The following is a 25905-nucleotide window of genomic DNA, read 5'->3' on the forward strand; positions in this document are numbered from 1 at the left end:
CTCATAGTATATTATAGCTTCTTGCTAAATGAATTTCACATCTGGTCTACAAAAAGAAACCAGCGGGTTGCCCGCCGGCCTCTTGTATCAGTTTATTCAGCTTTGCCGCAGCAGTTCTTGTATTTCTTGCCGCTGCCGCAAATACATGGATCATTACGGCCAACATCCATTGTCTTGACGACTGGCTTCTTTTTCACTTTTCCGCCTTCGTCTTCCTTCGGATTCACAGCCTGGCCTTTCGCTACTTCCTGACGCTCAAGGTTGCTGCGGATTTCGGCCTTCATGATGTATTTCGCAACATCGTCTTCGATGGAAAGGACCATGCTCTCGAACATTGCGAAGCCTTCATGCTGGTATTCGCGCAGCGGATCGATCTGGCCATATGCACGCAAGTGGATACCCTGGCGCAGCTGGTCCATCTGGTCGATGTGGTCCATCCACTTCGAGTCAACCGAGCGAAGCACGATGACTTTTTCAAACTCACGCATTTGTTCATCAGTCAACATTTCTTCTTTTTCATCATAGCGCACTTTCACCTTCGCCATGATGGCTTCGATGATTTCATTCTGCTCTTTGCCGCGAAGGTCTTCAACAGTGATGTCGCCTTCATGAAGCAGGTTGCCGTTCACGTAATCCATGATGCTGTTCAGATCCCATCTTTCCATATCCTCGCCGGCTGGCGTATGGGCGGAAACGTTGCGCTCCAATGAAGATCTGATCATGTTTTCAACGATGCCGCGAAGGTTTTCAGATTCAAGAACCTCGTCACGCTGCTTGTAGATGATCTCACGCTGCTGGCGCAAAACATCATCGTATTGAAGCAATTGCTTACGGGCATCGAAGTTGTTGCCCTCAACACGCTTTTGCGCGGATTCAACAGCTCTAGATACCATTTTACTCTGGATTGGCTGAGTATCATCCATGCCAAGTCGCTCCATCATCGTTTTCATATTGTCAGAACCGAAGCGGCGCATCAGTTCATCTTCCATGGAAAGGTAGAACTGCGTCACACCAGGGTCTCCCTGACGTCCGGAACGTCCGCGGAGCTGGTTATCGATACGGCGGCTCTCGTGGCGCTCAGTACCAATGACAGCAAGGCCGCCAACCTCTTTAACACCCTCGCCAAGCTTGATGTCCGTACCGCGGCCGGCCATGTTTGTTGCGATCGTAACCGATCCCTGCTGACCGGCTTCAGCAATGATTTCCGCTTCACGCTCATGGTTTTTCGCGTTCAGGACATTATGTTTGATGCCTTTTTTCGATAAAAACGCAGAAATGATTTCAGACGTTTCAATCGCAACCGTACCAACAAGAACAGGTTGTCCGGCCTGATGACGCTCAGCGATGTCATCAGCAACTGCTTTGAACTTGCCTTGCATCGATGCGTAAATTAAATCCGGACGGTCGTCACGGGCAATCGGACGGTTCGTCGGGATGACCACAACATTCATGTTATAAATATTGCGGAATTCCTCTTCCTCTGTCTTCGCTGTACCCGTCATACCGGACAGTTTTTCATACATACGGAAGTAGTTCTGGAATGTGATCGTCGCAAGCGTCATACTTTCGTTCTGGATATCAAGGCCTTCCTTCGCCTCGATCGCCTGGTGCAAGCCTTCGCTGTAGCGGCGGCCCTTCATCAGACGGCCAGTGAACTGGTCAACGATGACAATCTCGCCGTCCTGGACGACGTAATCGACATCCTTATGCATGCTCGCCTGGGCTTTCATCGCCTGATTGATATGGTGAAGCAATGTCACATGCTTGATGTCAAAAAGGTTATCGATGCCAAAAGCCTTCTCGGACTTCGTGATCCCTTCCTCCGTCAGCTGGACACCCTTCGTTTTTTCATCATAAGTGTAATCTTCTTCACGCTTCAATGTACGGACGAATGCATTCGCCTGGATGTAAAGCGCAGCCGATTTTTGCGCAGAGCCGGAAATGATCAAAGGCGTACGCGCTTCATCGATCAAGATGGAGTCAACTTCATCGATGACGCAGAAGTGCAGCGGGCGCTGAACCTTCTGGTCTGAGTAAAGCACCATATTGTCGCGCAGATAGTCAAAGCCAAACTCGTTGTTCGTACCATAAGTGATATCGGCACGGTATGCTTCCTGCTTCTCTTCCTTCGTCATACTGTTCAGGTTGAGGCCGACAGTCAGGCCAAGGAACTCATACAGCTGGCCCATCTCGACGGCGTCACGACTCGCAAGGTATTCGTTGACCGTGATGACGTGCACGCCGCGGCCAGTGATTGCGTTCAGGTAAACCGGCATTGTCGCTGTAAGGGTTTTACCTTCACCAGTCTTCATCTCAGAGATATTCCCCTCATGAAGAGCAATACCACCCATCAGCTGGACTTTATAAGGATACAGACCAAGAACACGCTTGGCGCCTTCACGGACAACCGCGAATGCTTCAACAAGAAGGTCATCAGTGGATTCGCCGTTTTGGTAGCGATTCTTGAACTCTTCCGTTTTTTCCCTGAGCTGGTCGTCAGACAGCTTTTCCATATCACCTGCAAGCGCATCGATTTGATCCGCCATTTTTGTCAATTTTTTAATATCGCGTTTATTCTGGTCGAAAATTTTCGTTAAAATCCCCATACAGACGCTCCTTTTATCTATTGAATCTCGATGAATTCGAATCGTAAAAATTAATCCCAAAGAAAAAAGATTCGACCTGAATGCACCGAATCCCTTTTAGAAAAATTCGATTTATTGCTTCTTACTATTTTACCACTTAGGACAAGGGGTGACAACCAATGGGGAAATGTGAAAAGTCCCCCATCGAGCTGACAGGGGACTCAAGGATTATTGTTTTTTCATGAACTCCAAAACTTCGAGATCGATTTTGCCCTTCTCCTGCTCTCGTTCTTCGAAGTTTTCGGTGTGGATATAGGCTGTGAGTGCTTTGTGGAGTTCTTCTCCGTCAGACGGATCAGCCTTCAGGTAATCAAGGCGCTTCAAATGCTTGACGACTGTTTCCCTGACCTCTCCCTCTATTGCCGCTACATTCTCCGGCTTCGCTTTTGCAAAATAAAGCTGCTGCAGGCCGTAGATGCGGATCAGCTCTGTGATTGGTTCAGGATGGTCATCGACACGCAGATCGATATAACGGTCGTTAAAACCGCCATAACCGCCCTGCTCCTTGACAACAAGAAGTGCTGCTGACTGCTGGCCCCTGCTGTCACCACCTGCTTGCTGGCCGGCATTGAGCGCCTGAAGCAAACGGTGTGCAAGGGAACCTTCCGTTGATTCAAAGGTTTCAGCCATGGCTTTAACAGTATTTTCGTCCACCAAAATATTCCCCTGCGCCGCAAAGTGCTTGCCAGTCACTCCGCCTGCCCAGTCATAACAGTATGTACCCGTAAAAGTAGCAGCATTGCCCTCGCTGTCAATCAAGCCGACCTGGCGCATTTCCTTGTCAGGATCGTCCTTTGTGATCAATTCCATGACCTCTTCAGCCGATTTTCCCTGCGCCATCAGTTCAAGCGCTTCTGGCCCATAGGCTGTATTTGCGTAAGACTGAGTAGCGACAGCTCCAACTCCCGCTTTCGCAAACGGAACAACAGCCCCGACGCCAAGAAATTTAGATTGCACGGCAATTCCCCATTCTTTTTCCTTGGGATCATAACCAACGATTGAAAATGTCATATAAATCGCCTCCTATAAAAATCATTTCGGCACTCGGCATAATTTTTCCTTCAAAGAACAAATGAAAACCCACAGCCAATTTCTGACTGTGGGTAGAGTGTTAGATTATTACTGAGCTTCAATCAAACCATAACGGCCGTCGTTACGCTTGTAAACAACGTTTGTTTGGTTTGTTTCAGCATTTGTGAACACGTAGAAGCTGTGGCCCAGCATGTTCATCTGCAGGATCGCCTCTTCGCTGTCCATTGGCTTCAAGTCGAAGCTCTTAGTACGGACAACTTCAAGATCCTCATCTTCTTCAACCTGCTCAACTTCTGTGAAAATCGGAACGAAATCCTTCAGGCTTTCCTTATCACGGAATTTGCGGTTAACCTTTGTCTTATGCTTGCGGATCTGACGCTCTAGCTTATCCGTGATCAGATCGATCGCAGCATACATATCTTCATGAAGCTCCTCTGCACGAAGCACAAGATCCTTCATCGGAATCGTAATTTCAACTTTTGATTTTTTATCCTGGTAGACTTTCAAGTTCACGTTCACATTAGCATTGGGTGACTCCGTAAAATAACGCTCAAGCTTAGCAACCTTCTTCTCAACATACTCTCTGATTGCTGGAGTTACCTCAATGTTTTCTCCACGAATGTTGTAGTTCATAGTGGACTCCTCCTTTGGGATATGACTATGTATTACTAATTCTATTTTACCCCAAAGAACTCCTGCAAAAACAGTCTGAAGATTTGACATTTTTATGTCTGTTTTTACTGTCGGAATAGTGGATAGTTTGTTGAGGGGTGTCCGAATATAGGAAAACCGCCCGGGAGTGGGCGGTTCAGTTAATGTAATAGGGCCTAAATTGTTGAGTGATTTGACCCGACCATACAAGGAAAGCAAGATATATCTTCTCCCTCAAAAATACCTCTATAAATCGATTGTCTGTGAACTGAACCAATTGTGCCTTCTCCAAAACCAAATCAAATTGTGAAAATTGTTGGATAAACCCTGGCTGGTCGGCAAAATGCTCAGCAAGGACCTTGTTTGATTCATCAATTTGCATAAAAGCCATGGTAACGTCTTCCCATAAATGCTCGGCATCCTGATGATTATTCCTTTAGAGACTGATAAGGATATGGCCAAAAGCTTCATCGATGGTATCAAGCAATCCGATATACTGGTTGACTAATAGGAACTTTTCCTCAATTAATGTGTTCAAACCAGCCACCTATTTCCTCTTGTCATAAAACATGCCGTCCGTTGCAAGGCTTTGGTATGGGTTGACATATTTGGTGTTAGATTCTTTTTTGTTTTGAAGATCCTTGATGTCTTTTTGGACAGCCGCTTTTTCCAGTTTTAAAAGCTGAGACAGCCTCCCATTCAACTGATTAAGCTTCTTCCCAATTTCCATTTCTTCAGGACTATAGGGGGGATGAATATCCCCGATTAGCGTTTCTCGCTTGACTAACAATTCTTCAACCCGGGTGATTTTATCATCCCGATCGATACCGCGATCCTCTAATAGCTGGATCAATTCAGTTGTTAGGTGATGAAATTGGATGACCACACTCACTACGCCATGCCGCCCTGGCTATGCTGCTTCTGGCGGTTCAATTGGATGACCTGCTTCCAGGTATCGCGGAAGTCAGTGACAAGCAATTCCACTTCCTCCAAAATTACGGTATCGTTTTTAATATTTGCATCGATCAGACGGCGATTCATATAGTCGTATAAAGACATCATATTTTCAGATACTTCGAGGTCCATATTAAGCGTGACCATCAACTCTTGAACTATCTTCTGCGCCTTTTGGATGTTGGTATTTTTAGCCTGAATATCCCTCGTCTCAATCGCGTGCTTTGCCAGATTAATAAACTTGAGACATCCATTGTATAGCATTAACGTCAACTCGCCTGGTGAGGCGGTATTGACAGAGTTTTGCTGGTAAGACTGGTATGGATTAGTTAGTGCCATGTTTTAATCTCCTTTTTGTAAAAGGGCATTTTATTAGCTAAACTGCTGCATTAAATATGCCGACTGACTATTCGCCTTCTGAATTGCTTTTTCCATTGCCGTGAATTGTCTCCAATAGCGGTCTTCGACTTTAATCAGCCGGTCCTCAAAACGGTTGATTTGGCTGTCAATACTCGTTAGATTCCTGCCCAAAGTAAATGCATTATTGGTACTGCTTGCTTTGCCTGCGCGCTTCTCAATGTTCAGCATTGTAGATTTTATTGTATCCCGTAAGCGGCGGCCGAGTCCCTTCTCCTCTGTAGTAGCTCCATCTTTGGCAAAAATGTCATACACAGCGTTCGGATTTTCGGATAACGCGGCTTTAAGTTTTGTTTGGTCAATGATCAGCTTTCCGCCATCCATATAGTTGCTTGAAGTCTTGATTCCAATTTCAGCGAGCTGATTTTTACCAACGAGGCCGGAAACCACTGAATAGAGGTCCAAACGCATCTTATTCATCGCTCCGGAAAGGACCGAATCACCCCTCAAAGTTCCGCTTCTTGCTTTTTCCTCCCAGCGTTCGATTTCCTTTTCGTCCATTGATTCCTTCTGTTCTTTCGTTAACGGCTGGAAGTCACGGTACCGTTTTTCTTCTAATTCACCTTTCATCTTCTCAATAAGCGAATTGTATTTATCTACGAATTTCACGATTGTCTCTATAATTGCATCCGTATTAGTCGCAGAAGAGAAGGACACTGGTTCAGTTGTCACAGCTTTCAGTGAGAATTCCACACCGTTTATCGTGAATGTATTTGTCGGCCTCTCAATTGGCATTCCGTTATACGTTAGCGAAGCGTTTACTCCGCCTTTACCCACATTATTGGCAATCGCAGCTTCACTGTTGGCATCCATATTCATTGCAGTCCAGAAGTTCCCGTCGCTATCAAGGCTGATTTCAGAGTTGCCGACAATATCACCAGTATTCTTGGAGATAATGGACAGTTTCCCTGTCGCTTTATCAAAATACGCAGATACATCACTCTGATTGTTGATTTTTGATATTACCATATCGATCGTATCGGTGGATTCGATTTTAATTTCCTTAGCCGCACCCAGGTTCCCATCCTTGCCAATAGCCTGGATTTTCAGGGTCTGAACATCTATTCCATTACCCTCCATCGTTTTTGAGGGATCGATTGCTGATTGTCCATTTGAGTACATGCTGGCTGCCGAGGCAAGCCGATTCACCTGAACAGTACCTGAGAAATCGGCTGTTGAATTGATATTCCTGATGGATAGTGCTCCAGGATTAGATAATGAAACAGTTTTTTGGACAAAGGATGCTTTTCTAAGAACCCCATCGAAAATCAGCTGATCCATTTCCAACAGAGATTTATTCATATCCCGATAATCATCACGCTGCCATTCAAGGTATTGCTTTTTTTGTGTCAATTTATCTAAAGGCATTCTTTCAGCCTTCATCAAATCACTGACAATCTGGTCTATATCCATTCCGCTGGCCAGTCCGCCAATTCGTATGCCTGCCATTTAAATCACCCTCAAATCTTTTTATCTACCATCAATCCAAGAAATTCCGTCATTGCCGCGTAAAAATCCAGCATTTTTTTAGGAGGAATTTCTCTGACAACTTCCTTCGTTTTGTCATCCACAATCTTCACATAATACTCATTCAGTTTTTCATGAAATTCGAACTTCAATGATGTAGGGGAAGACTCCATGAATTTATTCATATCAGCGACCATTTCCTGAACCTTTTCCTTAGGAAAGGAAATACTTTCACTCTTATCTTCAAAGGATGTCTCTGGTAAAAGCTCCACGAATTTTTCCTGCATCTCACTTGTTGTATTGCCTGCATCAGCCCTAAGCTGAGAGGTAAATTGATTTGATGATATCCGGTCAATCATCATTAGTTCCCCCTGAATTCAACATTCTTTTATTTTAATATCGGAACCTACTGCCGTTTATTTAGTTTTTGACACCCTAATTATTTTCTCGCAAAAAAAGACTCCTCAAAAAGAGGAGCCAATTGTTTATTTTACATCTACGCTGGCAGTACCTTTTATAAGGTATCCATTATCAAGATAAGCCAGCAGCTGAAGGGTTTCCTTTCCTGGTTTCCAGGCAAAGTTTTCGCGCTCGAATTTAAAATGGCCATTTTCAGCTTGTTTTTTCAAGCCACTGTTAGACAAAACTGGTGCAACGCCATTCAAAGTGACAGTGGAAATCACAAAGGAAAATCCAGAGAATTCTTCAGGTAAAATCGCTTTCACTGTAAAAATCCCTTTGTTTCCTTTGATGACTTTCGGTAACACTTCTAGGCTTATCGGGACATAAACAACGAATTGTTTTTCGACTGTTGTCGTCCAGCCTGCACGATCTGTCACTGTTACTTTAAAGGTGTAGGCACCCGGCTGGTCGAGGACGATAGAATCGCCGTTTTTGTACTTAACTCCATTGATGACTGCTTCTTCAACCGCCACCCCGGAGTGCTCGTCCTTAGCTCTATAAGTAACTGCGAATTCAGAACCAAGCTCATATTCTTCGTTTACTTCTGCATACACTTCTGGAGCTGTTTTATCAACCTTAACCGTGATTGTTTTTTGTGCTTCGCTATTTCCGGCAGCATCAACGCTGTAAAATGACACTTCATTCGTCCCTTCTTCTGAAACGGTGAAGCTTGTCCCCACTGTAAATTCAGAACCGTTGACCGCATACAATGTCTTTGCAATTCCGCTGAGGTTATCTTCTGCTTCCAGAACAACCTCTGCATTTTCCTGGTACCAATCGTCAGTAGTATTAGCAGCAGTCTCTGGCGCCTGGCTGTCGACTTTCACTGTTTGCGACTTGGCCGATTCGATGTTACCGGCCTTATCCACGCTGTAATAAGCTACTGTGTAGATTCCATCCTTCTCAAGCAGCAATTCTGTGCCTTCAAAAAAGCGGATGCCATCCAGGGAATAGAAGGTCGCTGCCACACCGCTAAGATTGTCGTTTGCAGACAACTCGACTTTAAAGGCATCCTGGTGCCATTTGTCTTCGATGTTCGAAGCCATTGCCGGAGCATGGGTATCAATTTTCACGGCCTCGGTTCGAACTTCTTCCGCATTACCGGCATGGTCGATACTGAAATACTTGATTTCATGAATTCCATCGCCAGTAACTGTGAATTCCGTTCCTTCTGCGTAATCATAACCATCTACGGAGTAGAATGTTTTTGCAATGCCGCTCAGATTGTCTTCTGCTGTTAGTTTTACAGCAACATTTTCATTGGACCACTCGCCTGTTAAATCCGATTCAGTTTGAGGCTTTGTCTGATCGATCTTCACTTCGACTGTTTGGACTTCTTCCTTATTGCCGACTTTATCGCTTGAATAGAAGGATATATGATGAACGCCTTCATTCTCGATCGAAAAAGTCGTGCCTTCAATGAAATCTTTGCCGTTCAGAGAATAGTACGTCGCCGCAACACCTGTTTCATTATCAGTCGCAGACAATTTTACCGTTGTTGTTTTATTTGTCCAACCCGTTTTTGCATCAGACGTTGTCACCGGCGCTTCCTCATCGATGATCAATTTGGCCAGCACTGTTTCCGAGGGAGCTGATTCCCCGAAGGAGTTGCTGTATGATGTCACATAATAAAGATGGTTCGCGTAAGTCAGATTTGAGAGTGTATAGGATAAGTTGTTCACCTTTTCCGCTACGAGAACCGGTTTGCCATTAATCAGTTCATAAATGTTATAGCCGTTGGCATATGTGACGAAATCCCACGAAATTCTGGCACTTGTTTCGCTGAGTAGCTTCAGAGTGGCTTTCGGCACTCCCATTTCAGGGTAGACAATTGTTTCAGTATATCTATTAGAAGCTGGCGACTCTCCGAATCGGTCGCTGTAAGCTACAACTTCAAATGAATGTTTTTCCTCTGTCAGGTTGTATACCTTATAAGATAGTGCAATACCCTTATAAAGCAATTCACGGTTATCACCATTAACTTTATAGACCTGGTAGCCATTTGCCCAGGTTACCTTTTGCCAGGAAAGGGTAATATTGTTGGCATTAAATACTGACCCTGTTAATACAGCAGGCTGCATTTTAGGCCATGTCAGCTGCAACTCAAGTTTAGCTGACTCTGGAGACTCACCAAAGCGGTCGCTAAATGAATGAACCTCATAGGTGTAGCCCCCTTCCGGCATGTTGGTGAAAGTCGAAGACGTAGATTTAATCGTCCTCACCAGCTCTTTTTTTCCATCAGTAACCTGATAAATATTATAAGAGTTTGCATAGACAGAGGCATTCCATCTCAGGGAGATGTCATTTCCGTTAGCAATGCTATACGTAAAGTTCGCTGGTAACTGCATGATTGGGAAAACAAGCTTGAACTCTACTAAACTTGACTCAGCTGATTCACCAAAACGATCGCTTACTGAAGTTACTTGCAGGATATAATCCCCTTCCGGCATATTCACTAACGTAGTTGATGTGCTGGTAACAGTCCTTAATAACTCTCTTTCTTCGTCCACGATTTTATAAACATTGTAGGATTTTGCAAAAGATGATGAATTCCACTTTAAAACAATGTCATTTCCATTTGCAATGCTGTATGTCAGGTTTTCCGGCTTTTGCATTTTAGGGAATACAACCGAAACTTCAACCTTCCCGCCTTCGTTTGATTCACCAAAGCGGCTGCTGACGGAACGGACGATGTATCGATGCTCACCTTCTGATGTATTTGCAAACGTCTTTTTTGGAGAAGATGATGACGAAACGGAGCCAATCAGCAGCTCCTTATTATCTATTAACTCATAAACATTATAACTATTAGCATAAGGAACTGAGGTCCATGCAAGTGCTACATCATTTCCATTTAGGATAGATGCTGTTACATTTTCCGGCTTTTCCATTATAGGATGAACAAGTGATAGCTTTATTGTTGAACCCTCAGGTGACTGGCTTGAGAAGTAGGAGTAAGAATGAATGACGAACTCATACTCACCAGCCGGTTGGTTAGTCAGCGCAGCAGATGTTCCTTTTGCAGTCGTCTTTAGAACCTTTTCGCCATCTATAATCTGATAGATCTTATAACTGGCAGCATACTCGACTGAATCCCATTCAAGCTTGATATCATTGCCATTGAGGATTGAGTATTTCAGGTTTCCAGGAGCCTGCATGACATAGCCATCAAGGGTGACTTTCACCCGGCCGCCTGCTGCTGATTCGCCAAACCTTGAAGAATAGGAATACACTTCATAGTCATATTCCCCAGCTTCCATATTGCTGTAGGAAATGCTCATACCGGTTACCGTCCTCTTTAGGACCTTTTTGCCATCAAGTATTTGATAAACATTATAATTCGTTGCGTATTCAGTCTTATCCCAGCTTAAGGAGAAGCTTGTCGGAGAGCTAGTAGAATATTCTACATTGCCCGGTGCCGCCATTTTCGGATGAACAATGTCAACACTGATTTTCAATCCGTCTTTAGATTCCCCAATTCTTGGATTCGACGAAAAGATTTCAAAATCATATGTTCCTTCAGCAAGGTTTGAATAGGTTTTAGTGGTGCCCGTCAAAGTATCCTTCAACACACGCTGGCCATCCACGTTCTGATAAATCTTATATTCGCTTGCATTTGCGACAGTATTCCAGGATATGTTCAAGTCGTTTCCGTTTAAAATCTTATGGCTTCCGTTTTCCGGTGCCGCAAGTTCATAGCTATCTACTGTAACAGTTAGTTTAGACCCGTTTTCAGACTCGCCAAAGCGATCGCTGTAAGAATTGATTTCAAATTGATATTCACCGGCAGGCTGTCTTGAAAAAGTCATTGAAGTTCCTGTAACAATATTTTTCAGAACCTTTTCCCCATTAATAACCTGATAGATCTTGTAGCTGTTCGCATAATCAACGCGCCCCCAGCTAAGGACGATATCATTAAAATTAATAACTCTTGCCGAGGCATCAGGAGTCTGCATGACAACCGTGCTGACCGCCAGCGAGATCCGGCTGCCCTCTTCAGATTCCCCAAAACGGTCACTGAATGAATGGACAATATACTCATAGTCGCCCTCTGGCTGGTTAGTGAATTTAACACTTGTTCCAGTGACGGTTTCTTTCAGAATTTTTTCCCCGTTTACCATTTGATAGATTTTATATTTATTTGCGAGATAAGAAGACTGCCACTTCAATGTGACATCCGTCCCGTTGGTAATCGTAAATATCAAATTTTCCGGCTTCTGCATAACAGGCTGGATCACTTCTGCAGTGATCGGACCTGTTGCTCCAGATTCGCCAAAGAATTTATTCGATGCAGTAACCACATATGTATAGCTGCCTGCTACAGCATTCGTTTTTGCATAACTATTGGAAGTTGTCTTTGTAATTATTTTTTTCTCTCCATCCTTCAGAATTTCATAAATGAAATACTCTTCAGCATACTGCGAAGCTGTCCAATTGAGGATTAAGTCGTTTCCATTTTGAATTTTGTATGTCAGGTTCGCAGGAGCTGCCATAGATGGATAGACAATGTCCACAGAAATGGGTGCAGAAGGACCAGATTCAGCATCACCGTTCAAAGTAGAAACTGTATATCTGTAATTTCCTTCAGGCAGGTCATTCACAGCATAGCTAGCTGTGTTGGAAGTACCAATCAGTGTCATTTGCCCTTCCTTGATCTCGTAAACGTTGTACCCTGTCGCTCCATAAACAGTATCCCAGCTGAGCCTTACATCTTCTGGGGATGGTTTTGAATGGGCCAGATTGCTTGGAGGAAGCATGCTACCAGCATCATTGGCTAGGGCTGTTCCTATAGGAAGGATTAATTGGGCCAACATAACCATTACCACGACTAAAGTTTGGATTTTAAAAAATTTTCCTATCATCTTTTTCTCCTTTTCCGAAAAAAGGGCAAACAAAAAGACCTTACCAAGGTCCATAGTAAATAAGTCTATGTATCCCGTGGTAACCGGCTGCCATCCACCTAAATAACTAGATAGGTAGAACAGGCCCTTGGCTTTGCGTCTCACAGTTTCCTATGATTTGCCTTTTTCACATGTATTTACCTTTTATTTTATTACAAAAGACTCGGTTGATTAATAGGTATATTTTACTATTATTTTTCAGATCAATAGATTACAATAAATCAAAAAGGAACATACGCTCTAAAAAATGAGGTGTGTAATGGATGATTTTAATTTTGTTTTGAAGAGTATACCTATTTATCAGTTGGGGTTGATTAATGGAAAATTACTAGGAGATGGGAATCGAACAAAATAAAAGCCCTCGTCTTCGATTTCAACATCGTTACAAAGATAAAGACTGGTGTCACCATTGTTATAAGAGTCTTAAAGATTTTGTTCCCCTTACGCAGCCAATATATAAAAGAGATAAAGATTCAAGAGTCAGCATGGGATTCTCGGAATCAGTGTATGTTCAATCGAAAACACCAGTTGTTTTTAATTATTTGAAAGAGAAATGGTATAAAGGACGGGTGAAGGTCATTCCGATAGACATACTCCAATTAACGTTGACTCCTGAAGCGTTAGCATGGTGGTATCAGGATGACGGCTATCTTTTGATAAAGGGAGGGATTGTTAAAAAAATCATCCTCTCAACAGATAACTTTTCCCCTTCTGAAAATAATTGTTAATGGAAATGATCAAGGATAAATTCAAATTACAATTCTCGCTTGATGGCCAAAATCGATTAAGCATATACGACAAACGGCAAATCATGTATTTTTTTCACCTTGTAAAGGATTACTTGCATCCTTCAATGATGAGAAAGCAGATACCTTCTTGTTCTGAAACAGGTTTAATTTTCCCACAGAAAAAACGGACATCAGTATATCTTCCCATTAAACTTCAGAAACCCACAAAGGAAATTAAAGAGCTGATCCACTCTATAACACCAGAAAGATTCATCAAAAAATGGTTCGAAGATTATCATCTTATTAGCCCTAATCATTTAGAATGGCAATTCGCACATCAAGTAACTTTAACTAATGAAGAACTATTAAAAGTTTATTCCATTCATAGAGAAACAGGAGTTACAATGAGTGAGATTTTGTCTATTTCAATCATTGAAGCAAGAAAAAAAGGCCTGTCCAGTGGACAAACCTCTTAAGGTAAAAATTAACGAAGAAGTTGAAGAACTCCTTGTGGCTGTTGGTTTGCTTGAGCCAACATAGCTTGTGCTGCTTGAGAAAGAATAGAATTCTTAGTTTGTTCCATCATTTCTTTCGCCATCGTGCGAACATTTGCTTTCACAAATGACCAGACTATATCTTCACCCTCTAATAAACTAGTAGGGGTCGGGCACTTCGGATTCGCAATGCTGATGGTCATTGCTTCACCTATGGATTTCATCATTCATAGCTTCCGCCTTAGATGGTTTATCCTAGTCGTTGAACCTTCTCCACTCTTTCGAGCCAGGAGCTTGGCTGCTGATTGCCCAATCTTTTCTTTTTTCAAGCCCTCACGCCTGCCGTTTCCAGCTGCGTTGTGGCAAGAAAAGCTCTAAGGGGTTCCCAGCAATTCACCCGATCATGATCTCTGGCCGTTACCAGCCAGGACGACTGTGCTTGTCACTGCTCTTAAGCAGCTAAAGCATAATCAACGTCACGCACACGTGATTCTGCAGCAGTTAGGTTTTCAGAAGAAGTGTTCAGATTGTTGATAGTATGTTCTAAACGGTTTTGAGTTGCACCTAATTTTGCACGCTCAGTTGATACTGTTTCGATTGCAGTATCGATTTTGGTAAGTTCAGCCTGAGCGTTAGTCTTAGTTGTTAAATCCACTGCTGCTGCTCCCATTAATGTAGCTGTATCTGCATTTGAGAAAGTATAAGAAATAACTTGACCAACGTTCGCTCCCACTTGGAAGTCAACATCTGTTGTTGTTCCATCCCATAGCTTTTGAGTATTGAACTCAGTTTCATCAGAAATACGATCAATCTCAGTCACTAATGCCTGGTATTCTTCATCGATTGCTGCTCTGTCTTCCGTTACATTTGTATCACTTGATGATTGAACTGCGAGTTCACGCATACGTTGAAGGATAGAGTGTGTTTCATTCAACGCACCTTCAGCTGTTTGTAACATTGAAATACCGTCTTGTGCGTTTCTTGAACCTTGATCTAAACCACGGATTTGTCCACGCATTTTTTCAGAGATTGCAAGACCAGCTGCGTCATCTCCAGCACGGTTAATGCGAAGACCTGAAGATAACTTTTCCATTGATTTTCCTTGTGCGCCGTTTGCAGTGTTCAATTGGCGGTAAGTGTTAAGAGCCGCGATATTGTGATTGATTCTCATTGTTTGTTTTCCTCCTTGAATTTGGTGTTCACATCCGTGTGAACAAGATTATAATTTGTCCGAGTGATAAGGTCGGCCGCCCTTATTATCTCTTACACTAGTTTTATCGTCTGGAGGAAATATTGTTTAATAGTTTTTTATAAATTTTTTTTATTGCTTTTCATAAAGTCGAGTACAGAGGAAATATCCTTTGCCGCTTCTTCATTTTCACTCTGGATTTGATCCAGTACTTCTTTTCGAAATATTTCAATATTCTTTGGTGCATTTATACCAATTTTGACTTGATCATTCTTCGAGGAAATCACTATGATTTCTATGTCATCGCCGATTTTTATTGTCTCTCCGTTTTTTCTTGTCAAGACTAACACTTTCCATCACCTTTCCGTTTTTGTTTCGCCAAAGATTGGGTGCTTTGTAGAATATTGCTCTTCATGCAAGATTACTTGTTTTGCTTTATAATTTTCAACATTAAGAATGATTGGAGCCTGAAGGTTCGCTGTTGTTTTCTCAAAAGGATCGTGGACAGTTAAGATCGAGTACACCTGAACGTCCTGTTCTAATTTTATACCGAGTTCCTCTACAACTGTATCCTCTAATTTAAAATCATAGTCTTTAAAGAAATTAAAAGGATTGGATAAAATAAACGCAAGAGCAGGAGTGGCCGCCGACTGCATCACATAAAAAATATTTTCTTCTGATAAAGGAAGCAGCACGAACTTCTTTTCATCCAAAAAGCCCGGTATTCCTTTATCAAATGCAAGCACTTCATTATTATGAATTTCTACTTCACCATGATACTTTGTTCCAATTTTCATATTTCACCATTCCTTTAGCTAAAATCCGTTACCCTTCAAAGTCAATTTTCAACGATGGATATTGTTTCATTGTAATTTCCGCTTTTCCAGGGGTATAGTTGATGATTGGTTTATTCGTCTGGCTGTTGATAACGGGCTTATTTACCTTCCAGTTAATATCTACTTTCCCGGGATCACAATTAATTTTCACTGAGCCAGCTGATGGAATCCAGCCAATATTAAAGTCAAGCATTGGAGACTCGCTGTTTCGCTTAGCCTGTGTAGCGATTGTATTCCCTCCGTTCTCAATCATCATGAGCTCGTCGCCATCCTGGGAGAAACGGGCAATACCCGCCAATAAATCCTGATACCCCTGTGCCGCAGCATCTTCAATTCTTTTTGATATACTCTTTAAATCCATATCCTCGCGGGCTTTTGATTGGTCGATTGTTAGCATGGAAGGGGTACTGTTGATTGTAAGTTCTGCTTTTGGCTGCTCAATGCTCAATTCCGCCTTTGGCTGCTCCATCTCTAAATTGGACTTAATCGTATTGATTTCAATTTTACCAGGTGTTGACTGGATACGAATTTGCGGTACTTGCATTTTCTCTTCCTCCCTTCTAGTAAAAAAAGCTATTCCCAGTGAGAATAGCTTATCTTAAAAAGTCTAAAAGTGTTGGCTGAAGAATTCGGGCACCAACTCCCAAAGCTGCTCGATGTACACTTTCCTGCGTTTTTAAATCTGTAATGACTCTTTCAATATCGGCATCTTCATTATCAGACAGAACCCTGTTTGCCATGACTTCCTGCTGTCCTAGTCGAGAGTCAATCACTTCCAGTCTGTTATAACGGGCTCCTAATTCTGCACGTTCGGAGGAAAGAGTATCCATTGTTTTATCTAACCGGCCTAACAAGCCTTCCAAATCTTCAGGCTTGTCATTCTCCAATGCAGTTTGAATTTCCTGAACCACATTGAACAATTCTTGATTAAATACATTGGCTGGGCTGATATTTGCTCTTAGGGATACCCCTGGGGAAACCTCGACTTTATAATTATTGAGCGAAGGATCTGATAAATTGACTGCTACTGTTGGTGGGTTTTCTACTGGAACAGGCGGATTATCTGTATCCGTACCATGGAATATATAACGGCCAGAAACCTGTGTATTCGCTACTTGCACTAAATCCGCTTTAATCTGTTCTACTTCCCTTGCAACAGCTTCCCGGTCACTTGGACTTAGTGCGCCGTTCTTCCCCTGAATGACCAACTCACGAACACGCTGCAGCCCATTATTCGCCTGTTCAATCCCCGCCTCAGAATTCTCCATCCACAAATATAGTTCAGAAAGGTTCCGCTTATACTGCTCCACTTCTGTCAATCCAGAACGATAAAACATACCTTTCATCGCCACAACCGGATCGTCGGAAGGCTTCGTGATTTTCTTCCCCGTCGCCAGCTGATCCTGGTACTGCCCCATTCGGCGATAGCTCTCGCTCAGGTTTCTTAATGAATTGGAAGAAAGCATTGATTGTGTTATCCGCATTTTACTTCACCTATCTTCCCACGGTTCCCATGCCGTTGATGATTTTATCGAGCATTTCATCCTGGAGGGTGATCATCCGGGCTGATGCGTTGTAGGCATGTTGGAACTGGATCATGTTTGTCATTTCTTCGTCTAATGATACAGAGCTGACTGACTTCCTGCGGTTTTCCACTGACTCTCTAAGGGAGCCGCTGTTTTGTGTGAGGCGAACTGCCTCTTGTGATTTTACCGCCATGCCGCCAATCACACCTTCGTAGTAATTACGGAAGTTTGCTTTTTGGTTGTTGCCGGCATAATCAAATTTATCATTAATGATATTCGCAAGTTTCAAGATGTTTGCAGAATTGCCAATCGTTGCGTTGGCGATATCTGATCCATCTGCTGTTGCAATGTTATCCAGACTTTGGTTAATCGCATCCGCTAATTGAATACGGCTTGCAAAACCTTTGTGTTGAAGATCCACATTCTCGGAATCTGAAAAGAATGCGTTACCTGCTTTTGTTTTGCTTGCGATATCATTCGGGCTCATCCCGTCTTTGTGAATATTATTGAACTCTGTTGCAAACGTGAATGCTAGGTTATCCAACTCTGCCAACATATTAGGATAGACACCATCGACTTTGCCGCTTTCCTCATATCCATATGAATCTACTAAAGCTTTAAGCTTTCCTGTTGACTTCAACTCTGTAAAATCGAATTTTGAATTCCCAATAGAAACCGATTTAACGGATTCATCAGCTCCATCAAAATTTACAGTCACATTATTATTACGGTCACCGCTGACTAGGATTCCGAGCTCTCTCCCACTGTCGCTGATCATTTTGATGACTGCCTGTCCATCTGCCATTTTAAGCGAACCGCCGCCTGAGTTTGTGTAATCAACTTTGATATTCACAAGTGATGACAACTGGTCAATGAGACGGTCACGTTCATCATATAAGTCGTTTGGCAAATATCCATGCGGCTCGACATCAGCAATCTGACCGTTAATCTTACTAATCTGGTAAGTTAACGAATTGATTTCTTTTTCCGTGACAGAAATCTCGTTCTTTAAATCCCGCTGAATGGAAGATAGGGAGTTGTGCAGATAGTTGAAGGTCTCCGCAACTGCAATTCCGCGCTGGCGAACGACGGAGCGAGCCCCAGGATTCGTCGGATTCACAGCAAGATCCTGAAGCGACTGCCAAAACTGATCCATTGTCTTTGCCAATCCGGAATCTGACGGTTCATTCAGAACTTCCTCAAGCTTATTGTAAGCCTCTGCTCTTGTCTCCCAGTAACCCAGCTTATTATTTTCGCCGCGGTACTGGACATCCAAAAAGCTTTCCCTCACACGCTGGATTGAACCAGCCTTAACACCTGTACCAACCTGCCCAGGAATCTGCGGGCGGTTGAGTGATGCGTTTGGATATGGTTCTGTCTGCTCAAAGTTAATGCGCTGACGTGTAAATCCTGGTGTATTAGCATTCGCTATATTATGTCCTGTTGTATGCAAAGCGCTCTGCTGCGTGAACATTCCGCGGCGCGCTGTTTCTAGTCCCATAAAGGTTGAACGCATGTTTCGTTCCTCCAAATATTATGCTTTTGAGTTGAATATTCCCGGCGATTGGCCGGGCTTTGCTTTTTTGCCGGCTGGTGGTCCGTAATTAATCTCTTTTTCCTGGGGCATCACAAGGCTCTTGGAAAAATTGATGAATTGCAGAGATTGATGAATCAGCTGCTGATTCAGTTCGTTTCGCGCCTTGATTTCTGTTATAACCTTTAATAAATCTTCTTTTATTTTTAAAAGTTGCTCTTTTCCTGCAGGATTTCCATCAGCTATTTCCTGTAAAGATGCACCAGGCAAAATCGCATTTGATACGGCAGCCCTTTCTTGCTCCAGCTTATTGATGGCCGCCATATGGGCCTGCTCATCCTTCAAAATCTGATCGAGGGCAGCAGTATCTCCTTTTTTCACGATTTCGGTCTTTTTTACGGTCAATTCGTAAAGGCTTTTATGCATTTTATGCAATTTATCCATGATGCTAATCAGTGATTCAACAGACATGTACTGCCCTCCTTATTAGGCATAAAGAAACACTCGTCTGTGAGACGAGTATATTCCTTATTTATTACGGTAAAAATTGATGATGCTTTTGGCTGTTTCTTTTGAATCCAGTTTATACGTACCGTTTTCCACCTGGATTTTCAATTCCTCTACCTTTTGCTTGCGTTCCACGGATACCTGGGAAAGCTGTTGCATTTCCTTGGCAGTTGTAGAAATCTCGACTTTATCAGCCTTTTTGTTTTGGGCAGCAGCTGCTGCATCCAGTTTGTTCATTTGGCGTTTATATGGATTGATCCCTGATGGGCCAAAATTATTGTTGATTTTCATCGTCTAAACCTCTCTTTCAGAACGATTTCTACTTTTATTATCGGCAATCGTCCACCGATATTTAATGATTCTTTTCACCTAATCTCGGTGCGTGAAAAAAGTCGCGCGTTTTGCCAGTTCTTTCTTCCGTTGTTCCTCATATTCAACAGTTTTCAAATCCGCCTTTAAACTGCTTGCGCAGCTAACACAGAGCCTGCCCTCACGTATAATACTTCCACATTTATCACAAGGGTAACCGAAATTTGGGAATTGGGTCAGCTGGAATTTGCCGGCTTTAATGAATTTTAAGATTAAATCTTCCGAAACGCCTGTTGCTTCTACAACTTGCAAGATCGTTGCTGCTCTATTTTCACGTTTTCTCATGAACTTGGAAACTAAATCATAAGCTTGTTCTTCTTCTTTCCAGCATTTTTCACATACATCACGAAATTTATTTTTTACATAGAGTGAATCGCATTTTGGGCAATTTTGAAGGTCCAATGTCCTTCCTCCTTCAATCATATCTCATCTAGCGCGCCAAAGTGAATGAATACACCTTCGCCGCCCCGTTGTCTTTTAATATTTTGGCTGCATGTCTCAGTGTTGAGCCTGTAGTATATATATCGTCAACCAGTAAGATTGTTTTACTGTTAAGATTTAGGTCTGTTTCCAATTTAAATACTTGCTCTATATGAATTCTTTCAGTACGTGATTTTTTTGACTGTTTTTCAGTATGTATTCTTGAGAGCAATTGGGTGAATTCAAATCCTGCGACATGGATTAGTGCCTCTGCCTGGTTGAAGGCTCTTTCGTACAGTCGTTCTTCACTAAGCGGGATGGGGACAATATAATCATATTGAAAGGCTTGCAAAGCCTGCTGAAGATCTTCAGCAAAAACACTGCCCAGAATATAGTCCCCACGAAATTTAAATTTAGCGATTACGTCTTTTGCAAAATCAGTATAGCGGTACAGTGACCGGTTCTGATCAAGGCAGCCACTCCAATACTCGTCTTCCTCCCAACGCCTGCAATCCAGGCACATATTCCCAACACGATATTCTGCTTCCATAAAGGCAAATGGCCTGCCGCATATGTGACAGATTTCACCTGTAATTGACGCAAAGTTCCCCTTGCATTCATCACAAATAATAGAGGATTCTTTTTTACCAAAAAGGGATTGCCAAGACAATACTGTTTTCAATTCTCCATGGCATAATAAACAATGATTCATACATCGATCAGCCCCTTCTTCATTCCTTCCTTGTTCATCATCACAATCTGCCTTTGCGCACTGAGCATCGCCTCTGTTTTGCCATAATGAAAAAAGGTCACTTCACCTGTCGGATATTCCGCACTCCTCCCTGCCCGGCCGGCAATCTGGACAAGGGCGCTCTCGGTAAAAACTCTGTCCTCCGAGCCGATTACCGCGACATCGATATTTGGGATGGTAACTCCTCGCTCGAGTATCGTTGTCGTCAGTAAAATGGGGATTTCTTTGTTGCGGAACTTCATGACCTTTTCTTTCCTGTCGGGGTCTTCAGCATGGACGGATTCAATATGAGGATTCAGTGCGCGAAGGTGGATGAGGATTTTGTCCATTACAGCTATTTTCGGGGTGAAGACCATAGCCTGTTTCCCGCTGGCCAGCCTGTATTCTATCCATTTTTCTATTGGAGTGGATAACTTTCCTTTTTTCAGCTTCTTCTCCCAATTTCCAGACCAGACAAACTCTGGTACCGGAAGCGGATGGCGATGAAAGCGGGCAGGAATCGTGACGCAGTCTCTTTTTCCCGATCGGCAGTCTGTTTGCCATTGTTTATTCGGTGTCGCCGTTAAATAAATCAATGCGGATTCAGGGTTCCTTGATTGCCGGACAGCATATTGGAGGGTTTCATCGACCAAATATGGAAAGGCATCGACTTCATCGACAATCATGACATCGAATGCTTTGTAAAAACGAAGCAGCTGGTGCGTGGTAGCGATTGTCAGCTCGGCATATTCATGGCGGTCTTCGCTGCCGCCATAGAGAGCCGCAACCTTAATATCCGGGAACACTTTTTGGAGCCGAGGTGCTAATTCCAGGACCACATCCGTCCTTGGCGTAGCCACGCAAACCCGCTTGCCTGTGGATAAAGCATTTGCTATGCCGGCGAATAATACTTCCGTTTTGCCAGCACCCGCTACTGCCCAGACAAGGAGCTCGGCTGAGTTTTCCACAGCCTCTGCAACTCGTTGTGAAGCAGCTTTCTGACCTTCTGATAGTTGTCCTTCCCAAAGAAGTGGTTTATCCACAATTTCATATTCCCGATTCGGTCCTACCCAGCTGATTAAAGGTGTACAATCACTAACCCTCCCCATCGTCAAGCACTTCCGGCAATACAGTTCCACTTTTCCGCATCGGGAACAAGGGAACTCCGCAAACCAGGATGGATCGTTTGTGCCGCACCTTGTACATGAAAGCGGCTTTCGGGTGATTCCGTTCCTGTAGGTTAGATATCCAAGTTCATGGTGATACTTGATTTCCTCCTTTGTAAAAGGCAGTTCATCAGGCAGTAACTGTTTACCTATGAGCATTTTTTGCAACTGTGGATTGTAATGGTTAGATTGTTCTGTGAATAAAGTAGAAATGTGGGTATCCGGAGGATTGAATGCCCATTCATCAACAGACTTTTTCGTGTTGGGGATTACTTTTTCTTCTTTCAGCAAAGTTAATCACAACCTTTTGTGGATTATTGTGTGGATAATAGTGTTTTTCTGTGGGTAATGTGGGTTATTTTGTTGGTAACTCTAATTCTTAGTGGATGTAAGCGTTTTTCTATGTGGATAAATGTAACTAAGGAGTTAGGAGGTTGTTAGTAAGTGGATCGTTTTGTTGATAACTACCATTATTATGTGGATAATGAATAAAAGCGCCAGCTCCTGATACGGAAATGGCGCTTCGACATTGTTGTAGTGACTTTCCGTGTTTATTTCTTATACCAGCCCATCCCCATCGCACCTTCACCAAGATGGGTTCCGATGACCGGACCGAAATAGCTTAACAGGAATTCGACATTCGGGAACTGAGCCTCGAGCTCGCTTTTCCATTCAACCGCTTCTTCCTCACGATTGGCATGGATGACAACCGCACGGTACTCGCCGCCGCTGTTGGCGTCTTCGGCTAGCATTTCAACAACACGGTTCATTGCCTTTTTACGCGTACGCACCTTTTCGAATGGAACGATCTTTTTATCTTCGAAATGCAGCAGTGGCTTAACCTGCAGCAGGCTCCCTATCAATGCCTGTGCACTGGACAACCGTCCGCCGCGCTGGAGATGGCTTAGGTCATCGACAATGAAGTAGGCACGGATCGACTCTTTCACCTCATTCAATCGCTCAATGATTTTCCCGGGTTCCACACCCTTTTCTGCCAGCTCTGCGGCTTCCAAGGCATAAAATCCCTGCACCATCGCACTGATTTCTGAATCAAAGGGATACACATCAATACCCTCAACCATCTCGCCAGCACTCACCGCGCCCTGATACGTCCCGCTGATCCCGCTGGACAAATGGATGCTGATGACCGAATCGTAGTCTTTGGCCAGTTTCTCAAAAAGCTCGACGAACTCGCCGATCGGCGGCATCGATGTCGTTGGAAGCTCACGCAGCTTGACTTCCTCATAAAACTCTTCTGCCTTGATATCTATTTCTTCTCTATATGTCTCATGATCAAATATCACGCTTAACGGAATCATGTGGATATCCCATTTCTCCCGCAACTCCTTCGGGATGTACGCAGTACTATCCGTAACAACGGCCGTTTTCATTAGTATATTACCATCCTTATGTTTTTCTCTACAGTATGTACAATCCCATTTTATATGAACTTCCAGTAAAATGCATTCTTTCGGGAAAACTATTTTAGAAACCTTCAGCATTAAGCTTAAATAAATAAAAACGCTGGCAATCGGTTGCACAGCGTTACAAAATTAAGAGATATATGATTGAATTGAATATGCTAATCCTCTGCTATCTATTTCTTCTATAAGCATTTCTATAAAACTATCATCCAAACTTAATAGAGTAGCCTTTTCATAAGCTTCTATTAATTTTTCGTCGTTGAGTTCCCATAGTCCAGAAATTGTGACCACCCCTTCTTTGATTGTTCTCTCATTATATCGGATTTTGTTAAGTTTTTGTAAATCCCTGGAGATATTTTTGTCGTATTTTTCCAACAAGAAACGACAAAAAACCACATCTGTCATGTCGACAAATGTGGTTTCACCTGATTCTATCGAACCTCTACCCAGCCATTCTTGATGGCAACTACCACTGCCTGGGTACGGTCATTTACATTCATTTTCTGCAGGATATTGCTTACATGGTTTTTAACAGTCTTCTCACTTATGAAGAGTGATTCACCAATCCCCCTGTTGCTCTTTCCATCTGCCAGCAATTGTAGGACTTCACATTCCCGGCGTGTCAGCAAGTGAAGCGGACGGCGGATTTCAACCTGAGATATGTACTTGTCTGTATCACCTTCATCCGCAGACAGTCGACGGTATTCTTTTACCAGATTGTGAGTAACTCTAGGGTGCAGATAAGAACCACCATCAGCGACGACTTTAACAGCCTCAACCAGGGCATCTGCGTCCATTTCTTTTAAAAGGTACCCCGTAGCACCTGTTTTAAGAGCATGTGTTACATAATTCTCATCATCATGAATCGATAAAATGATGACTTTAGAATCTGGATACTTCTCAATCAATCCAGCTGTTGCCTCAACACCATTCATATTAGGCATATTGATATCCATAATGACAACATCCGGCTGGTATTGCTCTACTAGCGTTGTTGCTTCACTGCCGTCGTCTCCTTCAGCAACGACTTCAAATGATGGTTCAAAGTCCAGGATCCGTTTTACCCCTTCTCTGAAAAGTTGATGGTCATCAATAATGACAATCTTTGTTGTCATAGCATTCGCCTCCCTTATGGCTTCTGTCTCTATTTTTCTCTTTATTGGCAGATCAGCTGCCTCTATCTTTTTATAAGTTCATTGGAACCTGGATTATGACCAGTGTCCCAGTGCCAATTTTTGAATGGATGGATAGCTCACCTTCCAACAGCTCGACTCTTTCCCTGATTCCAAGAAGACCAAATGACTCAGGTTTCTTTTCATTTATGTCAAAGCCTTTGCCTTCATCCTTTATGACTGCCATTACGTGCTCTCTCTTTATCTCCAGTTTCACCTGAATCTGGGTTGCTTGAGCATGCTTTAACGCATTCTGGACGGATTCCTGAATCATCCGGAATAACGCTACTTCATACTTAGATGGGAGCCTTTTATCCTCACCGATATTGGTGAATTGGATTCTGGTTGTCTTATGATACTCTTCGATTGTCTGAAGGTATTTTTTGAGGGTGGGTACGAGACCCAGATCGTCAAGAGCCATCGGCCTCAAGTCATAAATGATTCTTCTGACTTCATACAAAGCTGATCGGACCATTTTTTTCATACTTCGAATCTCACGGATTGCCTCATCCGCGCCACGCTCTTTATAAACCCTCTCAATCAGATCAGAACGCATCATCACATTCGCCATCATTTGAGCAGGACCATCATGAATTTCACGAGAAAGCCTCTTACGCTCATCCTCCTGGGCCTCAATAATCTTCAAGCCGAAATCCTGCTTTTCCTTGGCAGATTCAAGCGCTTGGCCCATTTGGCGAATATCGCTCATCATGTAGTTCATCACAACTGATATTTGGGATACAAGGTGCTCAGCTCGTTCAATCGTCTCATTAAGACCAACAAGCCTTCGTTCCAGATCATCTCGTTTTTCCCTCAGCTGCTTTTCCGATTGCCTGTTCATCGTCAGGTCCATTTGCAGTTTATGAGCCACTTCGTAAGCTTCGCGAACCTGAGATTCGGAATAGTCCTTAAAATGTTTGCTCACTTCCGAAAGTCGCAGCCTCGCCCTCCTTACCTGGGCATCCAACTTATCACCATCATTAATGATCTGCGCTACTTTCCTCTTAATCTCTTTTAATTCGTTGGTGATAGACTCATAATCCGTCCGGCACTGTTCAGCGATCCGGAAGATTTCGTCTTTGCTGTCCCCAACGGTTTCGATCATTTTTTCCAATATCAGATCGAGGGCTTTCGTGTCGAATTTTTTAATCGCCATGTAAATTCCCCCACGGGCGGCACTAATGATATTTTAACTTGAAAACAAACTAGATACTAATTTTCAACAAGAAAATCATGCCAATTCTGCTGAAAATCGATACAAAGACATAGATTTGATTTTTA

The 25905-nt window shown here is 43.1% G+C and carries 26 protein-coding genes and 1 riboswitch; of the genes, 2 read left to right on the forward strand and 24 right to left on the reverse strand.

Annotated features, from left to right (window positions below):
* Window positions 1-92 precede the first annotated feature (92 nt).
* The 8 genes from secA to ACNAZ4_RS14140 form a co-directional block, all read right to left on the reverse strand.
* Window positions 93-2606 carry a preprotein translocase subunit SecA gene (gene secA / locus ACNAZ4_RS14105; RefSeq protein WP_415815218.1) on the reverse strand — a complete coding sequence of 838 codons (2514 nt, stop codon included), beginning with the start codon at window positions 2604-2606 and terminating at the stop codon, window positions 93-95.
* A gap of 207 nt (window positions 2607-2813) precedes the next feature.
* Window positions 2814-3656: a DUF1028 domain-containing protein gene (locus ACNAZ4_RS14110; protein ID WP_415815220.1), complete on the reverse strand. Its 843-nt coding sequence runs from the start codon at window positions 3654-3656 to the stop codon at window positions 2814-2816.
* Between the two features lie 108 nt (window positions 3657-3764).
* On the reverse strand, window positions 3765-4310 hold the full coding sequence (hpf, locus tag ACNAZ4_RS14115; protein ID WP_041963944.1) for a ribosome hibernation-promoting factor, HPF/YfiA family: 546 nt from the start codon (window positions 4308-4310) through the stop codon (window positions 3765-3767).
* Between the two features lie 565 nt (window positions 4311-4875).
* The gene (locus tag ACNAZ4_RS14120; protein WP_415815222.1) at window positions 4876-5220 is read right to left on the reverse strand and encodes a flagellar protein FliT; all 345 of its coding nucleotides are present in this window, start codon (window positions 5218-5220) and stop codon (window positions 4876-4878) included.
* Complete coding sequence (gene fliS, locus ACNAZ4_RS14125; RefSeq protein ID WP_415815224.1) at window positions 5220-5621, reverse strand: flagellar export chaperone FliS; 402 nt, start codon at window positions 5619-5621, stop codon at window positions 5220-5222. The genes ACNAZ4_RS14120 and fliS overlap by 1 nt, the downstream gene beginning before the upstream one ends.
* A 33-nt stretch (window positions 5622-5654) precedes the next feature.
* Window positions 5655-7148, reverse strand: a complete 1494-nt coding sequence (locus ACNAZ4_RS14130) for a flagellar hook-associated protein 2 (RefSeq protein WP_415815226.1) — start codon at window positions 7146-7148, stop codon at window positions 5655-5657.
* A gap of 11 nt (window positions 7149-7159) precedes the next feature.
* Window positions 7160-7525 carry a flagellar protein FlaG gene (flaG, locus tag ACNAZ4_RS14135; protein WP_415815469.1) on the reverse strand — a complete coding sequence of 122 codons (366 nt, stop codon included), beginning with the start codon at window positions 7523-7525 and terminating at the stop codon, window positions 7160-7162.
* A 126-nt stretch (window positions 7526-7651) separates the two neighbouring features.
* The gene (locus tag ACNAZ4_RS14140) at window positions 7652-12490 is read right to left on the reverse strand and encodes an OmpL47-type beta-barrel domain-containing protein (RefSeq protein WP_415815228.1); all 4839 of its coding nucleotides are present in this window, start codon (window positions 12488-12490) and stop codon (window positions 7652-7654) included.
* A 75-nt stretch (window positions 12491-12565) separates the two neighbouring features.
* Window positions 12566-12662: riboswitch (cyclic di-GMP riboswitch) on the reverse strand.
* A 202-nt stretch (window positions 12663-12864) separates the two neighbouring features.
* Here ACNAZ4_RS14140 and ACNAZ4_RS14145 point away from each other — a divergent pair.
* Both ACNAZ4_RS14145 and ACNAZ4_RS14150 read left to right on the forward strand, forming a co-directional pair.
* On the forward strand, window positions 12865-13257 hold the full coding sequence (locus ACNAZ4_RS14145) for a hypothetical protein (RefSeq protein ID WP_415815230.1): 393 nt from the start codon (window positions 12865-12867) through the stop codon (window positions 13255-13257).
* Window positions 13257-13733, forward strand: coding sequence for a hypothetical protein (locus tag ACNAZ4_RS14150; RefSeq protein ID WP_415815231.1), 477 nt, complete (start codon window positions 13257-13259; stop codon window positions 13731-13733). The genes ACNAZ4_RS14145 and ACNAZ4_RS14150 overlap by 1 nt, the downstream gene beginning before the upstream one ends.
* An 8-nt stretch (window positions 13734-13741) precedes the next feature.
* On the opposite strand, the gene ACNAZ4_RS14155 is transcribed toward ACNAZ4_RS14150, so the two are convergent.
* The 16 genes from ACNAZ4_RS14155 to ACNAZ4_RS14230 form a co-directional block, all read right to left on the reverse strand.
* Window positions 13742-13978, reverse strand: coding sequence for a flagellin (locus ACNAZ4_RS14155; RefSeq protein WP_415815233.1), 237 nt, complete (start codon window positions 13976-13978; stop codon window positions 13742-13744).
* Between the two features lie 224 nt (window positions 13979-14202).
* A complete protein-coding gene (locus ACNAZ4_RS14160) occupies window positions 14203-14922 on the reverse strand; it encodes a flagellin N-terminal helical domain-containing protein (protein WP_415815235.1) in 720 nt (239 codons plus the stop codon).
* 137 nt (window positions 14923-15059) lie between these two features.
* Complete coding sequence (csrA, locus tag ACNAZ4_RS14165; RefSeq protein ID WP_415815237.1) at window positions 15060-15290, reverse strand: carbon storage regulator CsrA; 231 nt, start codon at window positions 15288-15290, stop codon at window positions 15060-15062.
* Window positions 15291-15296: 6 nt separating this feature from the next.
* On the reverse strand, window positions 15297-15737 hold the full coding sequence (gene fliW, locus ACNAZ4_RS14170; RefSeq protein ID WP_415815239.1) for a flagellar assembly protein FliW: 441 nt from the start codon (window positions 15735-15737) through the stop codon (window positions 15297-15299).
* 28 nt (window positions 15738-15765) lie between these two features.
* Complete coding sequence (locus ACNAZ4_RS14175; RefSeq protein ID WP_415815241.1) at window positions 15766-16320, reverse strand: DUF6470 family protein; 555 nt, start codon at window positions 16318-16320, stop codon at window positions 15766-15768.
* 49 nt (window positions 16321-16369) lie between these two features.
* A complete protein-coding gene (gene flgL / locus ACNAZ4_RS14180) occupies window positions 16370-17260 on the reverse strand; it encodes a flagellar hook-associated protein FlgL (protein WP_415815243.1) in 891 nt (296 codons plus the stop codon).
* Between the two features lie 10 nt (window positions 17261-17270).
* Window positions 17271-18818 (reverse strand): flagellar hook-associated protein FlgK, encoded by a 1548-nt coding sequence (flgK, locus tag ACNAZ4_RS14185; protein WP_415815245.1) that lies wholly within the window; start codon window positions 18816-18818, stop codon window positions 17271-17273.
* Window positions 18819-18836: 18 nt separating this feature from the next.
* Window positions 18837-19307: a flagellar protein FlgN gene (locus ACNAZ4_RS14190; RefSeq protein WP_415815247.1), complete on the reverse strand. Its 471-nt coding sequence runs from the start codon at window positions 19305-19307 to the stop codon at window positions 18837-18839.
* Between the two features lie 57 nt (window positions 19308-19364).
* Window positions 19365-19634: a flagellar biosynthesis anti-sigma factor FlgM gene (gene flgM / locus ACNAZ4_RS14195; protein ID WP_415815249.1), complete on the reverse strand. Its 270-nt coding sequence runs from the start codon at window positions 19632-19634 to the stop codon at window positions 19365-19367.
* Window positions 19635-19712: 78 nt separating this feature from the next.
* Window positions 19713-20114 (reverse strand): TIGR03826 family flagellar region protein, encoded by a 402-nt coding sequence (locus ACNAZ4_RS14200; RefSeq protein WP_415815251.1) that lies wholly within the window; start codon window positions 20112-20114, stop codon window positions 19713-19715.
* 28 nt (window positions 20115-20142) lie between these two features.
* The gene (locus ACNAZ4_RS14205; protein ID WP_415815253.1) at window positions 20143-20844 is read right to left on the reverse strand and encodes a ComF family protein; all 702 of its coding nucleotides are present in this window, start codon (window positions 20842-20844) and stop codon (window positions 20143-20145) included.
* Window positions 20841-22187: a DEAD/DEAH box helicase gene (locus tag ACNAZ4_RS14210; RefSeq protein WP_415815471.1), complete on the reverse strand. Its 1347-nt coding sequence runs from the start codon at window positions 22185-22187 to the stop codon at window positions 20841-20843. Before ACNAZ4_RS14210 ends, ACNAZ4_RS14205 begins: the two co-directional genes overlap by 4 nt.
* Window positions 22188-22579: 392 nt before the next feature.
* Window positions 22580-23419 (reverse strand): DegV family protein, encoded by an 840-nt coding sequence (locus ACNAZ4_RS14215; RefSeq protein ID WP_415815255.1) that lies wholly within the window; start codon window positions 23417-23419, stop codon window positions 22580-22582.
* Between the two features lie 162 nt (window positions 23420-23581).
* Complete coding sequence (gene sda, locus ACNAZ4_RS14220) at window positions 23582-23857, reverse strand: sporulation histidine kinase inhibitor Sda (RefSeq protein ID WP_415815257.1); 276 nt, start codon at window positions 23855-23857, stop codon at window positions 23582-23584.
* Between the two features lie 26 nt (window positions 23858-23883).
* Window positions 23884-24567 carry a response regulator gene (locus tag ACNAZ4_RS14225; RefSeq protein ID WP_415815259.1) on the reverse strand — a complete coding sequence of 228 codons (684 nt, stop codon included), beginning with the start codon at window positions 24565-24567 and terminating at the stop codon, window positions 23884-23886.
* A 70-nt stretch (window positions 24568-24637) separates the two neighbouring features.
* Window positions 24638-25780: a sensor histidine kinase gene (locus tag ACNAZ4_RS14230; RefSeq protein WP_415815261.1), complete on the reverse strand. Its 1143-nt coding sequence runs from the start codon at window positions 25778-25780 to the stop codon at window positions 24638-24640.
* Window positions 25781-25905 lie beyond the last annotated feature (125 nt).

The sequence above is a fragment of the Mesobacillus thioparans genome (assembly GCF_965138835.1).
GTDB lineage: Bacteria > Bacillota > Bacilli > Bacillales > Cytobacillaceae > Mesobacillus > Mesobacillus thioparans.

Excerpts from the sequence above, each read along its gene's own strand:
- secA (WP_415815218.1), bottom strand. The coding sequence starts at position 2,606 with ATGGGGATTTTAACGAAAATTTTCGACCAGAATAAACGCGATATTAAA.
- ACNAZ4_RS14110 (WP_415815220.1), bottom strand. The coding sequence starts at position 3,656 with ATGACATTTTCAATCGTTGGTTATGATCCCAAGGAAAAAGAATGGGGA.
- hpf (WP_041963944.1), bottom strand. The coding sequence starts at position 4,310 with ATGAACTACAACATTCGTGGAGAAAACATTGAGGTAACTCCAGCAATC.
- fliS (WP_415815224.1), bottom strand. The coding sequence starts at position 5,621 with ATGGCACTAACTAATCCATACCAGTCTTACCAGCAAAACTCTGTCAAT.
- ACNAZ4_RS14130 (WP_415815226.1), bottom strand. The coding sequence starts at position 7,148 with ATGGCAGGCATACGAATTGGCGGACTGGCCAGCGGAATGGATATAGAC.
- flaG (WP_415815469.1), bottom strand. The coding sequence starts at position 7,525 with ATGATTGACCGGATATCATCAAATCAATTTACCTCTCAGCTTAGGGCT.
- ACNAZ4_RS14140 (WP_415815228.1), bottom strand. The coding sequence starts at position 12,490 with ATGATAGGAAAATTTTTTAAAATCCAAACTTTAGTCGTGGTAATGGTT.
- ACNAZ4_RS14145 (WP_415815230.1), top strand. The coding sequence starts at position 12,865 with ATGGGAATCGAACAAAATAAAAGCCCTCGTCTTCGATTTCAACATCGT.
- ACNAZ4_RS14150 (WP_415815231.1), top strand. The coding sequence starts at position 13,257 with ATGGAAATGATCAAGGATAAATTCAAATTACAATTCTCGCTTGATGGC.
- ACNAZ4_RS14155 (WP_415815233.1), bottom strand. The coding sequence starts at position 13,978 with ATGATGAAATCCATAGGTGAAGCAATGACCATCAGCATTGCGAATCCG.
- ACNAZ4_RS14160 (WP_415815235.1), bottom strand. The coding sequence starts at position 14,922 with ATGAGAATCAATCACAATATCGCGGCTCTTAACACTTACCGCCAATTG.
- fliW (WP_415815239.1), bottom strand. The coding sequence starts at position 15,737 with ATGAAAATTGGAACAAAGTATCATGGTGAAGTAGAAATTCATAATAAT.
- ACNAZ4_RS14175 (WP_415815241.1), bottom strand. The coding sequence starts at position 16,320 with ATGCAAGTACCGCAAATTCGTATCCAGTCAACACCTGGTAAAATTGAA.
- flgL (WP_415815243.1), bottom strand. The coding sequence starts at position 17,260 with ATGCGGATAACACAATCAATGCTTTCTTCCAATTCATTAAGAAACCTG.
- flgK (WP_415815245.1), bottom strand. The coding sequence starts at position 18,818 with ATGCGTTCAACCTTTATGGGACTAGAAACAGCGCGCCGCGGAATGTTC.
- ACNAZ4_RS14190 (WP_415815247.1), bottom strand. The coding sequence starts at position 19,307 with ATGTCTGTTGAATCACTGATTAGCATCATGGATAAATTGCATAAAATG.
- flgM (WP_415815249.1), bottom strand. The coding sequence starts at position 19,634 with ATGAAAATCAACAATAATTTTGGCCCATCAGGGATCAATCCATATAAA.
- ACNAZ4_RS14205 (WP_415815253.1), bottom strand. The coding sequence starts at position 20,844 with ATGAATCATTGTTTATTATGCCATGGAGAATTGAAAACAGTATTGTCT.
- ACNAZ4_RS14210 (WP_415815471.1), bottom strand. The coding sequence starts at position 22,187 with ATGCTCATAGGTAAACAGTTACTGCCTGATGAACTGCCTTTTACAAAG.
- ACNAZ4_RS14215 (WP_415815255.1), bottom strand. The coding sequence starts at position 23,419 with ATGAAAACGGCCGTTGTTACGGATAGTACTGCGTACATCCCGAAGGAG.
- sda (WP_415815257.1), bottom strand. The coding sequence starts at position 23,857 with ATGACAGATGTGGTTTTTTGTCGTTTCTTGTTGGAAAAATACGACAAA.
- ACNAZ4_RS14225 (WP_415815259.1), bottom strand. The coding sequence starts at position 24,567 with ATGACAACAAAGATTGTCATTATTGATGACCATCAACTTTTCAGAGAA.
- ACNAZ4_RS14230 (WP_415815261.1), bottom strand. The coding sequence starts at position 25,780 with ATGGCGATTAAAAAATTCGACACGAAAGCCCTCGATCTGATATTGGAA.